Origin of the sequence: Actinopolymorpha pittospori, assembly GCF_014873875.1 — a bacterium.
Lineage (GTDB): Bacteria > Actinomycetota > Actinomycetes > Propionibacteriales > Actinopolymorphaceae > Actinopolymorpha > Actinopolymorpha pittospori.
This window is the reverse complement of record NZ_JADBEM010000001.1, coordinates 4,733,658-4,749,220: the sequence shown is the minus strand read 5'-3', so window position 1 is coordinate 4,749,220 and position 15,563 is coordinate 4,733,658. Positions and strand designations below refer to the sequence as shown.

Genomic DNA, 15,563 nt, shown 5'->3' with positions numbered 1-15,563 from the left:
GGAACAAAATCGCTGGTGGCGGCGAAGCAAGTCCTAGAACAGGCTGCGGAGCGCGCCGACGGCGGCGCCGCGAGCGTAGTGACTGAACTCGAAGGGCTGCCGGTCGATCACGACCGACTCGGACGAGGTGTCCTCGAGCCGGTCGTCCAGGGCACGGTCGAACTCCTCGCGGGCGAAGTCGAGCATGTCGGTGCCCTCGCCCGTGATCACGACCTTCTCGGGGTCGAGGACGTTGACGAACTGGGCCACCACCACCCCGAGCGCGTACGCCGAGTGCCGGAAGGCCCGCAGCGCCCGGACCTCCCCCGCGCGCGCCCGCTCGACGACCAGGGGATAGTCGCCGGGCTGGACGCCAGCGTTCACCTCGATCGCCGGCATGGTGAGGAAGCTGTGGACGCAGTCGTGGTGGCCGCGCTGGCACGGCGCCCCGACTCCGCCGACGTGTGCGTGGCCGATCTTGCCCGGCCGGCCGTGGGCGCCGGTCATGAGTCCGTCAGCCGCGACCAGACCAGAACCGATGCCCGCCCCCAGACCGAACACGACCATCGAACGCACCTTCACCCCCGCGCCGAACCACTGATGGCCGGCGGTGAGCGCTTGCACGTCGTTGCTGGTCACAGCGGGCAGCCCGGTCGCCTCGGACACCAGCTCGGCGAGCGGAACGGCGTCCCAGCCAAGGAAGATCGACCGATCGACGAACTCCCGGCCGTCCTCCTCGCGTACGTCGCCGGCCAGGCAGACCCCGACCGCGGCAGGGACCTCGCGTCCGGCGAAGAGTTCGGCCGCGACCTGGCCGATCAAGGACACGACGTCGGCGACGTCACGGGAGCGCAGGGGGAGCTGGCGTTGCTCCTCGACCCGTCCGGTCAGATCGGACACGACGGCGTAGAGCGCGTTGCCGGTCAGCTTGACGCCCAGCAGGTGCGCGGCGTGTGGGCGGACGTGGAGCATCTCGGGTGGCCGACCGCGCGACTTGCTGACATAGACGTCGCCCTCCTCCACCAAGCCCAGGTCGACGAGCTCGCGGGCCAGCCGGGTGAGGCTCGTGCGCGACAGACCTAGACGACGGGCGAGGGCGACCCGCGACTGTGAGCCGTGGACGAGCACCTCGAACAGAACCCGACGCTGGGCGTCGTGCAACCGCGGCCAGACACGCGGTACCGCCACCGCAGACATCACGGGACGAGACTAACGCCTCACTTCGGTGGCGACGGTGGCCTACCAGCGTGCAGCACGGGGGTGACGCCCGCTCTGTCCGCAGGCGGACAGAGCGCGTCCGCCGGACGAACGAACGGAACGTGGACGTGGATGTGGATGTCAGGAATTCTCCGCGGGCCTCGCCCCGGCCTGGCTCTCCCGCGCGCCGCCCGGTCGGGCCCGGTCGAGGTCGGGTTCGAGATAGATCGCGCGGGCGATCGGCACGGCCTCCCGGATCCTGGCCTCGGCGGCGTTGATCGCCGTGGCGACGTCGGCCGCGGAGTCGGAGCCGGTGACCGCGATCTTCGCCGCCACGAGGAGCTCCTCGGGGCCGATGTGCAGCGTCTTCATGTGGATGATCCGGTCGACGCGTGGCTCGGCCGCGATCGCGCGGTGGATCCGCTCGACGTTCTCACTGGTCGCGGACTCACCGATGAGCAGGCTCTTCATCTCCACGGCGAGGACGATCGCCACACACACGAGCAGGACGCCGATCGCGATCGAGCCGACACCGTCCCAGATGCCGTTGCCGGTCGCGAGGGTGAGGCTCACCCCGACCAACGCGAGCGCGAGACCGACCAGCGCGGCCAGGTCCTCCAGCAGGATGACCGGGAGTTCCGGGCTGCGGGCCCGCCGGATGAACGACGTCCAGCTCGCCCCGCCGCGGACGTGGTTGGCCTCATGGATGGCGGTCCGGAACGAGAAGCTCTCGAGCACCAGGGCGACCACGAGCACCACGACCGGCACCCAGCGCCAGCTGTCGATGCCGTGCGGGTCCTGGATCTTGTGCCAGCCCTCGTAGAGCGCGAAGAGTCCGCCCACGCTGAACAGCACGATCGAGACGATGAAGCCGTAGATGTAGCGTTCGCGGCCGTACCCGAAGGGGTGTAGCTCGGAGGCCGCGCGCTGGGACCGCTTCTTACCGACCAGCAGCAGGACCTGGTTGCCCGCGTCGGCCACCGAGTGGATCGACTCGGCCAGCATCGACGACGAGGCCGTCAACAAGAACGCGAGGAACTTCGTCACGGCGATGCCGGTGTTGGCCAGCAGGGCCGCGACCACAGCCTTCGTGCCGCCTTCTGCGCTCATTGATCTTCCTGTCAGCGGGAGTGACTCTCGGACGGGGGCTCCATCCTGCCGTGCTAGACAACTCTTCCATGCACCTGGCCCGACTTCCCCTCGACGAACAGCTCGGCGCCCTTCGCGAGCTCCTCACCCACAACGACGTCCTGCTCGACGTCCTCCAGCGCTCCGCGACCCTCGACCTGCCGAACTGGTACCTCACGGCGGGTTGCGTCGTCCAGACCGTGTGGAACTCCCTGACCGGACGCGAGCCGACCGCCGGCATCAAGGACTACGACGTCTTCTACTTCGACGACAGCGACCTGTCCTGGGAGGCCGAGGACGTGGTGATCCGCCGGGGAGCCGAGGTGTTCGGCACCGGATCCTCGGCGCAGGTGGAGATTCGCAACGAGGCGCGGGTGCACCTGTGGTACGCCGACCGCTTCGGGGTCTCCTACCCGGCCTACACCAGCACCGAGGACGCGATCGACTCCTTCCCCGCCGGCACGTGCTGCGTCGGCGTCCGCCTCGGCCCCGAACCGGACCGTTGGCGGATCTACGCGCCGCGGGGGCTGTCGGACCTGTTCGGCCTCGTCGTACGCCCGAATCCGGGGCGGGCGCCGCGGGAGGTCTACGAGGCGAAGTGTGTCCGGTGGAAGCAGGAGTGGCCAGAGCTCACGATCCTCCCCTGGACCTGAGCGCCCGGGAGCTACGCGGCCGCGAGCAGGTCACAGCCCCGAGCCGGCCCGGAAGACGGTGCCCTCGCCGGCCAGCGTCACCTGGCCCTCCGTCGCACCCGCCCACGCCGAGCGACCCGGGGTCAGGTCGACCTTGCCGAGCTCGCTCCGCGCCGCCACATGTCCTTCGACACAGAGCAGGATCTGCGGACCGTCCGGCTCGATCGTGACCTCGCTCCCGCCGGTGACCTCGAACCGGGACAGCCGGAACTCCTTGGCCGGAGTGTCGTAGACGCCGTCCTCGTCGGCGAGCAGGACCTCGGTGGCCCGGGGCGTGAAGTCGAGGATGCGGAGGAGTTCGGGCAGGTCGATGTGCTTGGCGGTGAGGCCGCCACGGAGCACGTTGTCGGAGTTGGCGAGGATCTCCACGCCGACCCCCTGGACGTAGGCGTGCAGGTTGCCGGCCGGGAGGTAGAGCGCCTCGCCGGGCGAGAGCTGGACGTGGTTGAGCAGGAGCGCCGCCACCACACCCGGGTCGCCCGGGTACTTCTGCCCCAGCCGCCGGGCCAGGTCGGCGTCGGGATGGTCGTTGCGCTCGCACGCCGCGAGTACGGCGTCGACCACCGCCTGCTGGCGCTCGGCCGGCGCGGTCATGAGCATGGTGAACGCAGCCCGCAGGCCCTGGTCGTTCGGCTCCTCGCGCAGCTGGGCCAGCAGCGGCTCGAGCTCTTCGACGCCGAACCCGCTCACCGCCTCCAGGGTCTGCTCCGGCGGACGGAACCCGACCAGCGCCTCGAACGGTGTGAGCGCGCAGATCAGCTCCGGCTTGGCGTCGGCGTCCTTGTAGTTGCGGTGCGGCGCGTCGAGCGGCACGCCCTCGGCGTTCTCCCGGTCGAACCCTTCGCGGGCCTGGTCGGGGTCGGGATGCGCCTGCAGCGACAGCGGATCCTGCGCCGCCAGCAGCTTGAGCAGGAAGGGCAGCCGGGGCCCGAACTCCTGCAGGCTCTCCGGTCCGAGTTCGCCTTCCGGGTCCGCGCTGATCAGGTCGAGGAGCGAGTGCTCCCGGCCGAGGATCAGGGACGGCGAACCAGGATGCGCTCCCATCCACAGCTCGGCCTGCGGCTCCCCGGTCGGCGGAACGCCGAGCAGGCGGGGAATGGCGGTCGGAGAACCCCAGGCGTACGGGCGGATCGGATTGTCCAGCAGCTGCATAACGTCCTTCAGAGAGTGAGGCGGCCCGGTCAGGTGGGCGGGAAGTAGCGGCCGAGTCCGACCGCGAGGTAGATGGCGGCGTAGGTGCCGAGCGACTGCAACGCCGCATATCTCGCCACCTCAGGCCCTTCGTTCCAGGTCAGCGTGCGGACATGGAGCCCTCTCGACTCGGCGGCGGCGAGCAGTCGGCCACGAGCCTCGCGGATCGTGGGCTGCTGGGCACCATCGTCGAGGATGAACAGCGCCGGCCGAAGGGTGGGGGCCTCGCTGTCGGCGAAGGGGTCCGCGAAGACGTCACGTGGCGCGGCCCCCTCGAGGACCGGCATCAGATGGTCGGCGTCGGCCGCGAGCGCCGGCCGGTTGGAGGCCCCGCGAAGGGTCTCGACGACGCGGCGCCCCGCTCGCGCCGCGAGCACGGAACCGCCCCAGATGAGCGGCAACGCTTCGGCGAGCACCAGGGCGAGGTCCTTGGCCGGGTTGGCCGCGAGATCCGCGTACGGCGAGCAGCGCGAGGCGACGTCGTCCAGCGCCATCGCGACCGACTCGGCCGACACCTCCGGGCCGAGTTCGACGACATGCAGGAGTTGGAGGACGACCACGGCGAGAGCGAGCGGGTCACCGGTCTGGGCCGGGACCAGGGTCGTGTCGCGGCCCTGCCCTGCCTCGGCCAGCGGCGACTCACCCGGACAGGCCAGGAAGACCGTGGTGCCGCGGCGTACGGCGTCGTGGACCGCGGACGCCGTCTCCGCGTCACCACCGGTGGGCGCGAGCACCACCACCAGGTCGAGTGCGCCGACCCAGCCGGGCAACCCGGGCCCGGGCCAGGCGACGAACGGAACGGGGCACCACGGCTCGAGTACGGCGCGGAGCAGCCGGGCGTCCGCACCGACCGCGACGACAGCTCGGGGGCGGCCGTGTCCGACGAGTCCCTGTTCGACGCCCTTGGCGGCCTCCGCCTCGCGGCGTACCCGGGCTCCGGCCTCGGCGAGCCCACGGAGGGCCGGATCGGCGTGTGCGAGCGCCTCCTCGTCGTCGAGGAGCGCGTCGTCGAACGGTTCGCTGCTCACGGCGGTCAGGCGTCGCTGGATGGCTCGGAGTTGCCCATCCGCTCGCCGGACGCGGCGGTGGCGGAGCGGGTCGCCTCGTCGGCGGGCCCCTCGGCGCCGGCCGGTTTGCGGGCCTCGTCGACCAGGAGCACGGGGATGTCGTCTCGCACGGAGTAGGCGAGGCCACATTCGGTGTTGGTGCAGACCAGCTCCGACGCTTCGTCGTCCACCTCGAGCGGCGACTTGCAGGCCGGGCAGGCCAGGATCTCGAGGAGCTGAGGGTTGAGGTTCACCGCTGATCCCTTCGGGTGCCGAGCGTCGTCACGTCAGGTGTTACCTCAGGCGTTCACGGTGCCTCGGACCAGGCCGAGGACCTCGTCACGCAGGCCTTCCATCGTCGTCCGGTCAACCGCCTCCGCGTTGAGTCGGAGCACCGGCTCGGTGTTGGAGGGACGCAGGTTGAACCACCAGTCGGTGTGCTCCACCGTAAGCCCGTCCAACTCGTCGACGGTCACGCCCACCCCTCCGGCGTAGGCGTCCTTCACCCGCGCCAGTGTGCCAGCCTGGTCGTCGACGTGGCTGTTGATCTCCCCGGAGGCGGGATAGCGCTGGTACGCCTTGAGCAGCTCCGACAGCGGCCTGCTCTGTCCACCGAGTGCCGCGAGCGTGTGGAGAGCCGCGAGCATGCCCGAATCCGCCCGCCAGAAGTCACGGAAGTAGAAGTGCGCGGAATGTTCGCCGCCGAAGATCGCGCCGGTCCGGGCCATGGTCGCCTTGATGAACGAGTGGCCTACCCGGTCACGCACGGGGGTACCGCCGTGCTCCCGGACGATCTCGGGGACCGCGCGAGAGGTGATCAGGTTGTGGATGATCGTCGCACCGGGCTCCCGCTCCAGCTCCCGGACCGCGATCAGCGCCGTGATCGTCGACGGTGAGACGGACTCGGCGTTCTCGTCGATCACCCAGCACCGGTCGGCGTCGCCGTCGAAGGCGAGGCCGATGTCGGCTCCGACCTCACGGACCTTGGCCTGCAGGTCGAGGAGGTTCGCCGGCTCGATCGGGTTGGCTTCGTGGTGCGGGAAGGTGCCGTCCAGCTCGAAGTACATCGGCACGAGATCGATCCGCAGGTCGGCGAACACCTCGGGCACGGTCAGCCCGGCCATGCCGTTGCCGGCGTCGACCGCGACGGTGAGGCGCCGGATCCCGGACAAGTCGACCAGGCCGAGCAGGTGCTTGGCGTAGGCGGAGAGCAGGTCGCGACGCTCGATCTTGCCGGTCGAGAGCACGGTGTCATGGCTTGGCCCCTGCTCGATCAGGGCGCGGATCTGCGCGAGCCCGGTCTCCTGACCCACGGGCGCGGCACCAGGGCGGCACAGCTTGATCCCGCCGTACTCCGGAGGGTTGTGGCTCGCGGTGAACATCGCACCCGGGAGATCCAGATGCCCGCTGGCGAAGTAGAGGCCGTCGGTGGAGGCGAGGCCGATGTCGATCACGTCGGCACCGCGGCTGGTCACGCCAGCGGCGAACGCCTGGGCCAACTCCGGAGAGGCCGTTCGCATGTCCTGACCGACCACGACCGCCGCGGGGTTGTCGAGTACGTCCACGAAAGCCTCGCCCACCGCGCGGGCGAGATCGGCGTCGAGCTGGTCGGGCACGACGCCCCGGATGTCGTAGGCCTTGAAGACCGCTCCCGGATCAGGCACGACGCCACCCTATCGGCGCGAGAGGCCCAAGGGGCCGCACCCGCGCCGGTGGTGTCGGGTCGAGGTGGCCCTCAGCCGCCGTCGGGGTTGCGGAGGACTCTCAGGTGACCTCGTCGACCCACCTCGGAGGGTGGTTCGGGGGTGCTTTCGCGGGGCCGCGCTGCCTCGCGCACGGCGTTGGCGAGCGCCTCCAGGTCGTCAGCCGAGGGCCGCAACGACTCCGGGTCGGGGGCGAGCCGGATGACCTCCCAGCCACGCGGCACCGTGAGGCGCTCAGCGTGCTCGGAGCACAGGTCGTAGCAATGCGGCTCGGCGTAGGTAGCCAGTGGACCGAGCACCGCGGTCGACTCGGCGTAGACGTAGGTGAGGGTGGTCACGGCAGGACGCGAGCAAGCCGTTCGAGAACACTTCCGCAGCGAGCCCACGAGGTCGGATCGTACCGCCCCACGATCCAGACGTCGCACCTAACACGCTCCATATCGCTCAGAGACTCTGAAACGGGGCATGCCACCCACGTCTCGGGCCGGTTCCGGCCGCACCTCGGCAGACTCCGCAGGCTGGTGCGAATCAGGACGAACCGGGACTCCGAGGGATCGACGATCACCTGATCGATCCCTCCCGCTTCGGCCCGGAGGTCGGTCCTGGTGGACGCTCGGTCGGGCCGCCGCCGGTGGAGGAACCGGACACACCGGACTCCCGCCCCGTCCCCACGCGGGGCCGTCGGCGCGGCTGGCCTCGGACCGATGGTCCGGGGGTTCCCACCCCATAAGCTCAGACCGTGAGCGCACCGCACGCACCAGACGCCGACAAGGGCCGTCCCGCTCCCGCCACCACGCACGTGCCCCTCGCACCGCCTCCGCACGCCGTCAGCGTGGGCGGCGGCCGGGCCGGCCGCCGCCGGGACCGGCACGGCCGTGGCATGCGTGGGCCGCTCGCCGTGCGGGGACCGCTCGCTCCCGCCGGCGTCCCAGTGGCACGGAGCCGGGCGCAGCGGTTCGACGAGTTCGTCCTGGATGCCGTGGAAGAGCTCGAACGCCGGTTCGCCCAGGAACTCGACGGTGTGGAGTTCGCGGTCGAGGACGTCCCGGACCCGCGCCGCGACCACGGCCTGGACGACGTACCCCTGGGGGCCGTCCTGACCGCCGAACGCGGCGAACCCGCACGCATCGTGCTCTACCGCCGGCCCATCGAGCTACGGGCCGTGGGCACGTCCGAACTGTCCGCGCTCGTTCACGACGTCGTGGTCGAGCAGGTCGCCGAACTCCTCGGGCTCGGCCCGAACGAGATCGACCCGGACTACGGCGAGGAGTAGCCGCGGAGGAGAAGCCAATAGCGGTGTCCTATTGGCGACGACGACAACGCCGCCAGCGTGGATGCGGGCCGCTGCGACTAGTGGAAGATCGGGTCGCGGGGGGCCTCGACGCCAATCCCGGCGCCGATGTCGGCGCGGGCGACTGGGCGTACGGCGGTCGTCTCGCCCGTGGCGAGCGGCCACGACGACACCATCGGGCCGTCCTTGGCGTTCTCCACCAGCAGCCGGGTGCCGTACAACGGTCCGCCACGATCGGGTGTCACCACCACGGCGTAGCGCTCCGTCCCCTTCGGCGGCTCCAGCTTCAACTCGACCGTGCTGCCGGGGCGGACTGTCACCCTGCTCGTGTGGAGCTGGCGGCCGTCGGGGGCGACCAACGTGACGGCGGCGTTCACCGCCTGCTGGGAAGGACTCGACAGCAGCAGGCTGGACGTACGTCCGGTACCCCCGCGGGTGTCGGGTACGACGGCAGGTCCGGACAGCGCACGCGCCGCCGAGGTGTAGGCCACGTCGTGCGGGCCCGAGCCGGAGCCGAGCACGCTCCGGACGCTGGCGGTCACGGGTACGTCGGAGTCGATCCGAACGGCGCCCGCCTGCTTGCGGAGGGCGTTCTGGAGCGGAACTTCCACGACGGCGCCCGGCTTGATCTCCAGATCGCCGAGGTCGGCGGGCCGGAAGCTTCCGTTCGCGGCCAGCAACGACAGGTTGACGCTCGCGGTGGAGTCCTCGGGAGCGACGATGGTGAGGACTCGCTCGCCGTCGCCGGAGGCAACGCCGGGCACCACGATCTCCTTGGCCGGCGGCGTCGCGGACGGGATCCAGTCGACACCCACGGCGGTCTCGCCCTTGACCGCGTCGTCTCGCAGGGCGGCGGAGACGCGGCCGCGCTGGGCGACGACGGCGACCGCGAGATGCTTGCTGGTCGGCGCCAGCTTGTCGAGTTCGACGACCTGCTGCCTGCCGGCGGCGATGGTGAGGCCACGTCCGGCGTCGGAGTCGACCTCGCCCTTCTCGTCGTAGAGCCGCAGGTCGACCTGGGCCGACCCCTCGTCGGTGTTGGTGAGGTAGACCCGGCCGTGCCGGCCGAGCTCACTGCCGGTGCCGACGAACCAGAACTGCGCGCCAGGACCAGAACACGGCGTCTCGGCCAGACCGCGCAGCGGACCCGTGCTCGTCCTGGTGAGCTGTCCGGCGACCGCGCCGGGCGCGACCGATCCGTGCGCGGTGACGACCAGCGGTGGAGTCTGGGTCTTGCGGACAGCGTAGGTGGCGACCCGCTCCCGCCGGTCGACCGACGCCACGGGGGTGGTGGGCGTTCCGAGGGAGGAGACGGCGAGCCGCGCCTCCGGCGTGCCCGCTGCGCCACCCGCGGCGTTGGTCTGCCCGCCGTCGACGCTCGCGGGGGCGGCCACCGCGGCGACGTCCGTGCTGGTCTGGCCGCTCACGTAGCTGGACTCGGGGCAGACGAACGTCGCCCGGTCGAGGGGCACGCGGGTCGGCCGGGTGGGCGCCTGCGCGGACTCCCCCGCCGAGGTCAGGGCCGGCGACAGCAGCGTCACACCGCCGACGAGGACGGCGGCGACGACCGCGACCACACCCAGCCGCACGATGGGACGGTTCACGGCTGCACTCCCTCACGAGATCGCCCTGGATCAGGCGGACCGGCGGCGCCCCCGGCCGACGGCGCCATGCTCCCGACGGGTACGCCCTGAGCCGCCGAGCGGCGACCCGGGCGGGGCTCCGCCGAGGCTGCCCCGGCACTGCGGCGACCACCCGGAGGTTCCAGCGGAGGAGGATCGCGGCGCGCCCGGGTGGGCAGCGCGAGCACGAGGAACACGAGGACCAGCAGACCCTGGATCAGGAGGAGTTCACCCTGCAGCCGCGGCTGGTGCTCGAGCACCAGCCGGCCACCCGTCGCGGGCAGCTCGAACGCCTGCGCCCAGCCGGCGTACTCGGTGGGCCGCAGCGCCTGGCCGGAGATGGTGGCCCGCCAGCCGTCGTCCTGTGCGTCGGCGAGCACGAGCCGTCGTCCGGCCGGACCGTCGGGCACGGTGACGGCGGCACCGTTCGGGTCGATCCCGAGCACCTGCGCCGACGTGGCGTCGCTCATCTCCGTACCGTCGCCGCGCGGGTCGGGCGAGCCGGGCGGGAGGATCCGGAGTTGTCCGACCGGCAGGTCGACCTTCCAGGCCGCTGCGCCTTGCGGCGCGCTCGCCCGGGTGAGCCCTGGGGTTCCGTCGAGCCGCTCCACGGACCCGGGGTCGGCGGGAGCGGACAGGTAGACGTAGCCGATGCCGTACGCCGCGAGCCGGGCCGCGGTCGCCTCCCGCTGGGTCTCCCCGACGAGGTCGCCGACCGTGCTGTCGAGCCCTGCGAGGGTCGCGGTGGGGGCACCGGTCTGTTCGTCGCCGAGCCGGGCCGCGCCACCTCGGAGTACGGCGTAGCGCCCCGCGCCGCCGTCGACCTGGACGACGAGCGCCCGCGGATGCGCGGCGGACTGCTGCGCGGACCGGATGTAGGGGGGTACCGCGGCGCCGGCGTCGCGGTCGAGCGGCTGTTCGGCGCCCCGGATGATCCACCAGCCGGCGCCCAGGACCGGCGCGGCGGCCGCGACCACGACGAGTGCGCCGATGGCGGGCTGGCGCCAGGAGAAGCTGCGCTGGCGGAAGACCCGTCTCGCACCGTCGGCACCATGCACGATCGCGAGGATCCAGCCGGCGGCCACGAGGACTGCCGCGAGGCCCGGCCAGGAGGGGATCGACACCGCGTTCCACTCGGTGTGGACGGAGAGCTTGCTCTGGACGAGGCCGAGCGCCAGGCCGGCCAGGCTCAGGCCCCAGGCCAGGAGGACGCCCCTGCCCTGGTCACGACGGAGCAACGCCACCAGTGCGACGAGCAGCAGGAGACCGAACATCCACACCGGTGCCGCACCGGGACCACCCGGACCGCCGAGCAGGAGGCTGGTCTCCGCGAGATCGGAGTCGGCCAGCCCGGGCAGCGCCAACCCGGCCTCGCCGAGGAGCGCGCCGGGGTTGCTCGCGAGCACCGGCAACCAGGGCAGCAGCACCAGCGGCGGCACCACCAGAACCACGGCGATCCGGGTCCGGATCCCCGGCTTGTACAGCGCCGGGAGCACGGCCGCGACGATGCCGAAGCCGAGCGCGAGTACGTAGCCGATCGGGACGAACGCGGTGAGGACGCCGAGCAGCAGACCGGCGGCCCACGCGGGGCTCCAGGATCCGGTGGCGGCACCCGTGCCGCCGTACATCCGAAGGACGGCCAGTGCCACCAGCGGCAGCACGATGATCGCGACGCAGGTGCCGAGGCGACCGGCGGCGACGGCGCCGGTCACCGCGGGCAGCAGCGCGTAGGTGACCGTCGCCCACAGCCGCAGCGGCCGGGTCTGGACCACCCTGCGCATGAGGAAGTAGGAGGTGAGGCCGGCGAGCGGCACGGCGCCGAGGAGCAGGACGTCGAGGGCCAGCCACGCCTTGCCGGCGAGCACGGTGCCGAGGAACGCGACGACCGCGAGGTAGGGCGGCGCCGCCCGGCTACTGCCCAGGTCGACCGGATGCCACGACTCGAACGCCCGGTGCCAAAGATCCATCACGCTGTCGGGAGCGGGTAGCAGCGCGCCGCCGCCGAGCGCACCCGCGCCGAACAGGTTGCGACACGCCACGAGCGAGACGACGACGAGGAGGAGTACGACGATGATGGGGGGGCGGGCCAGCAGCCAGCGCCAGGCGCCGGGACTGTCGTCGACGAGTTCCTCCACCTCTTCCGCGACCGGGCCGCTCTCGATCGCCCGGCGGGCGCGCCGGCCCGAGCCGACGTGCGTACCGGAACGAGCCGACAACAGTGCGGCCAACGCGTCGACCGCGTGCTGCACGCCGATCCAGGGTGGCGGCAGCAGGCGGCGTACGGCGCGGGCGGAGACCTTGGCCTGCCTCGCCCGGTCGCGGCGGCCGCGGACCACCAGGTCGGGTCGGGAGTAAGCGCTCAGTAGCGCTCGGAACTCGTCGTAGGCCGCGTCAGGCCACTTGGCCACCAGCAGGCCGAGGATCCGCAGCACGGATCCGATGACCAGCCGGACGGCGATGAGCGGAACCATCCACGCGGCGGAGTTGACGAGGAGGGTGTAGATCGCGTTGCGTCGGTCGACCCGGCGCGGGCGGCCGCGTACGGCGTCCAGCCTGCGGAAGCCACGGTGACCCGCCTCCGCGTGGTGCACCAGGGCGTCCGGGCAGGTGACCACCCGGTGGCCGGCACGCTGGACCCGCCAGCAGAAGTCGACGTCGTCCCGGAACAGCCCGAGCCGCCTGTCGAACCCGCCCAACCGCTCGAACACGTCACGGCGTACGAGCATGCCGGCGGTGCCGACGGCCAGAACGTCACGGACGCCGTCGTGTTGGCCCTGGTCGAACTCGCCGAACTCCAACCCGGTCTCTCGGTTGCCGCTGCCCGCGATCGTGACACCGAACTCCAGCAACCGCCGGCCGCGAGGCCAGTCGCGCACCTTCGGGCCGACCACCGCCGCCTCGGGCACCGACTCCCGGAGACGCAACAGGGCTTCCAGAGCCTCGGGGGCAGGGGCGCAGTCGTCGTGCAGCAGCCACAACCACTCGTCCGGTCCGGGCGGCGGGAGGGCCTTGACCGCACGATCCACGGCCGCGCCGAAACCGATCCGTGCCGGCGCGTCGAGGACGGGGCCACCGAGCTTCCCGACCAGCATCTCCTTCGAGCCGTCCTGGCTGCCCGTGTCGACGACCACGGTCCGATCCGGCGCACGCGTCTGCGACTGCATGCCCGAGATCAGCTCGTGCAGCCACGGCGCGCCGTTGTGGGCGACGACGACGGCTGTGACGGTCGGGCGCGTCGACGCCTCAACTCCGAAACGCTCGCTCATGCGGGAAGGGAAACCTCACAGAGTGGGTGGGGTCGGTGCAAGGGCACACACTACGCGACGCTTCCGGCATACGGTGCCAGGCTGTGACAGGCCCGGCGGGCGCGGGCACCCCGGCGGCAGCTGTATGACACAGCGGGCGAGGTGCGAGCAATCACGCTCGCGCCTCGCCCGCTGGCAAGACATCCACAGTGGCCTGGCGCGGCCCCAGCGGCTCCCGAGGGCCCTAGACCGCGCGTTTCTTCATCCGACGGCGTTCTCGCTCGGAGAGGCCGCCCCAGATCCCGAAGCGTTCGTCGTGCTCGAGCGCGTACGTCAGGCACTCCGAACGAACTTCGCAGACCATGCACACCTTCTTGGCTTCCCGGGTGGAACCACCCTTTTCCGGAAAGAACGCCTCCGGGTCAGTCTGCGCGCACAGCGCGCGCTCCTGCCAGCTGAGCTCTTCCTCGGCGCTGCCGTGCAGCAGGCTGGGCTCTGCCACGGTCCTCGCCTCCTCGACCCACGTCCCCGTGAGAAAAAGTCCCCGTTTGATGTCGTGCGCTCGTGCGTCACACCGGGCCGACGTCGCCGTCCCGCACTAGACCCCGAGCGGTGCTCATGTCACACCGTTCAGGTACTTCCCCGGAACGGCAGGAATGACACAGATGAAATTACATGCCGGAAATCCCGCGACGTCAACTTGAGGTCTGCTATACGCGGACAAACCTTTGCCGAGCCATGGACGACCTCACACATGCCTGCCGCAGGCCCGGTGCTGGGCTGGTGCGGCAGTGGTGCGGGGGTGGTGCGGGGCAGGGTGCGGGGTCAGCGCGCGACGCCACAGGGTGTCCGTACGCAGCGCCACGCCCGCTCCTCCGAAGCGCGATCGGGCCCGTCCGGGAACAACTCCCGGTCGGGCCCGATCGTCTTCGTAGGAAGCCGGTGGCGGTCAGCGCGGAGGCTGCGACCACCAACCCTGCTGCTGGTTCTGCTCGTTGCCGGTGTTGCGGTCCGACGCCTCCGCGGAGTCCTCGGTCCGGACCACGCGGGTGTGGTCGTCGGCGCCGGAGTCGCCCTGCTCAGGGGACAGCGCTCGTGTCACCGCGGCGTTGTCCCCACGGTCGGAGGTCTCCGCACCGCTCTGCTGCCCGAGGTCCTGACCGAAGAACTGGGTGCTGTCAGGGTCGTTTCCGCGAGTCTGGCCGCCCTGCTGGTACTGCTGCTGGCCGTAGCCCGCGTAGTCCTGCTGACCGTAGCCGGCGTACTGCTGGCTGTCCTGGGAGTAAGGCTGCTGGCCCTGGGCGTACTGCTGGTTGCCGTAGCCGTACTGCGGGTCGTAGCCCTGCTGCCCCTGCTCAGCGCCGTAGCCCTGCTGGCCCTGCTCAGCGCCGTAGCCCTGCTGGCCCTGCTCAGCGCCGTAGCCCTGCTGGCCCTGCTCGGCGGCGTAAGCCTGGCCCTGCTCGTGCTGGCCGTAGCCCTGCTGGGCCTGGTCCTGGTAACCCTGCTGGCCCTGCTCCTGGCCGTAGCCGTGCTGGCCCTGCTCCTGCGCGTAGTCCTGCTGGGCCTGGTCCTGACCGTAGGGCGTGTAGGGGCTGTACTGCTGCTGGGCGTAGTCCTGCTGCGCGTACTGACCCTGCTGGGCGTAGTCCTGCTGCGCGTACTGACCCTGCTGGCCGTAGCCCTGCTGCGCGTACTGACCCTGCTGGCCGTAGTCCTGGTTGCCGTAGCCCTGCTGGTATTGCTGGCCCTGCGCGTAGTCCTGCCCGGGAGCGGGCGCGTACTGGCCAGCCTCGGCCGCGGCGAAGCCGGCGGCGGCGTAACCCTGTCCCTGCTGCTGGTTGTAACCCTGCTGGGCGTACTCCTGCTGGCCGTAGCCGCCGAACTGCTGCTGGCCGCCCTGCCCGCCGAAACCGAACTGCCCCGGCTGGGCGTTCTTTCCGGGAGCGAGGCTCGGCGCCGGGCGGGGCAGCGCCTTGAACGTGGTGTAGATGAAGAAGAGGCCGGCACCCGCCACCGCGAGGTAGGCGATCTGAATCACCGAGGTGGCCAACTTGCCGTTGCCATTGACCCCGGCGCCGCTCGGAATGGTGGCACCCAACCCGGCCAGCCACGTCACGAGAGTGAACAGCGCCAGCACGGCGAGGACGACGAGCGCGACGAGGGTGACGAGCCGCGCCTTCGGGGTGGGCTCGCCGAGGTGTGTCACGAGGACGACGGCAAGGACCAGAAGGCCGACGACCGTGGGCGCGGCGAACCGGTCCTGGAACAGGAACGCCTTCGCGGTGAAGTCGATGCCACCGGCGTCGATGGCCAGTCGCGAGACCGCTACGGCACCGAGCAGAATGCTCGCGCCAAGCAGCACCCACGCGAACAGCTCGCGGTGGGGCTTGGTTGTCTCGGTAACCACGTGCTCTACCCCCAAGTCATGGTGGAGATGTCCGGCTGAAGCCTCCCATATCGCGGGCTGGT

The 15,563-nt window shown here is 71.3% G+C and carries 13 protein-coding genes; 2 read left to right on the top strand and 11 right to left on the bottom strand.

Features of this window, described 5'->3' with window-relative positions; translation table 11 throughout:
• Positions 1–33: 33 nt before the first annotated feature.
• On the bottom strand, positions 34–1,167 hold the full coding sequence (locus HEB94_RS22370) for an ROK family protein (protein WP_192751705.1): 1,134 nt from the start codon (positions 1,165–1,167) through the stop codon (positions 34–36).
• Between the two features lie 150 nt (positions 1,168–1,317).
• Positions 1,318–2,286 (bottom strand): cation diffusion facilitator family transporter, encoded by a 969-nt coding sequence (locus HEB94_RS22365; RefSeq protein ID WP_192751704.1) that lies wholly within the window; start codon positions 2,284–2,286, stop codon positions 1,318–1,320.
• 50 nt (positions 2,287–2,336) lie between these two features.
• Here HEB94_RS22365 and HEB94_RS22360 point away from each other — a divergent pair, with 50 nt between their 5' ends.
• Positions 2,337–2,957 carry a nucleotidyltransferase family protein gene (locus HEB94_RS22360; protein WP_337917911.1) on the top strand — a complete coding sequence of 207 codons (621 nt, stop codon included), beginning with the start codon at positions 2,337–2,339 and terminating at the stop codon, positions 2,955–2,957.
• A 30-nt stretch (positions 2,958–2,987) separates the two neighbouring features.
• Here the strand turns inward: HEB94_RS22360 and manA are convergent, their stop codons facing one another.
• From manA to HEB94_RS22335, 5 genes are all read right to left on the bottom strand, one after another.
• Entirely contained in the window at positions 2,988–4,148 is a 1,161-nt protein-coding gene (gene manA, locus HEB94_RS22355) for a mannose-6-phosphate isomerase, class I (RefSeq protein WP_192751703.1), read from the bottom strand.
• 29 nt (positions 4,149–4,177) lie between these two features.
• A complete protein-coding gene (locus HEB94_RS22350) occupies positions 4,178–5,215 on the bottom strand; it encodes an SIS domain-containing protein (protein WP_192751702.1) in 1,038 nt (345 codons plus the stop codon).
• Between the two features lie 5 nt (positions 5,216–5,220).
• Positions 5,221–5,487, bottom strand: coding sequence for a Trm112 family protein (locus tag HEB94_RS55105; protein WP_192751701.1), 267 nt, complete (start codon positions 5,485–5,487; stop codon positions 5,221–5,223).
• Positions 5,488–5,532: 45 nt separating this feature from the next.
• Positions 5,533–6,897, bottom strand: a complete 1,365-nt coding sequence (locus tag HEB94_RS22340) for a phosphomannomutase/phosphoglucomutase (protein WP_192751700.1) — start codon at positions 6,895–6,897, stop codon at positions 5,533–5,535.
• 71 nt (positions 6,898–6,968) lie between these two features.
• The gene (locus HEB94_RS22335; protein WP_337917910.1) at positions 6,969–7,322 is read right to left on the bottom strand and encodes a DUF3499 domain-containing protein; all 354 of its coding nucleotides are present in this window, start codon (positions 7,320–7,322) and stop codon (positions 6,969–6,971) included.
• Positions 7,323–7,675: 353 nt separating this feature from the next.
• On the opposite strand from HEB94_RS22335, the gene HEB94_RS22330 reads away from it, so the two are divergent.
• Entirely contained in the window at positions 7,676–8,209 is a 534-nt protein-coding gene (locus HEB94_RS22330; RefSeq protein WP_337917908.1) for a metallopeptidase family protein, read from the top strand.
• Between the two features lie 77 nt (positions 8,210–8,286).
• Here HEB94_RS22330 and HEB94_RS22325 read toward each other — a convergent pair whose 3' ends face one another.
• The 4 genes from HEB94_RS22325 to HEB94_RS22310 all read right to left on the bottom strand — a co-directional run bounded on the left by HEB94_RS22325 (position 8,287) and on the right by HEB94_RS22310 (position 15,501).
• Positions 8,287–9,831: a DUF5719 family protein gene (locus HEB94_RS22325; RefSeq protein ID WP_192751698.1), complete on the bottom strand. Its 1,545-nt coding sequence runs from the start codon at positions 9,829–9,831 to the stop codon at positions 8,287–8,289.
• Positions 9,828–13,115 carry a glycosyltransferase family 2 protein gene (locus tag HEB94_RS22320; RefSeq protein WP_192751697.1) on the bottom strand — a complete coding sequence of 1,096 codons (3,288 nt, stop codon included), beginning with the start codon at positions 13,113–13,115 and terminating at the stop codon, positions 9,828–9,830. Before HEB94_RS22320 ends, HEB94_RS22325 begins: the two co-directional genes overlap by 4 nt.
• A gap of 223 nt (positions 13,116–13,338) precedes the next feature.
• Entirely contained in the window at positions 13,339–13,596 is a 258-nt protein-coding gene (locus HEB94_RS22315) for a WhiB family transcriptional regulator (protein ID WP_192751696.1), read from the bottom strand.
• Between the two features lie 447 nt (positions 13,597–14,043).
• Positions 14,044–15,501: a hypothetical protein gene (locus HEB94_RS22310; RefSeq protein WP_192751695.1), complete on the bottom strand. Its 1,458-nt coding sequence runs from the start codon at positions 15,499–15,501 to the stop codon at positions 14,044–14,046.
• Positions 15,502–15,563 lie beyond the last annotated feature (62 nt).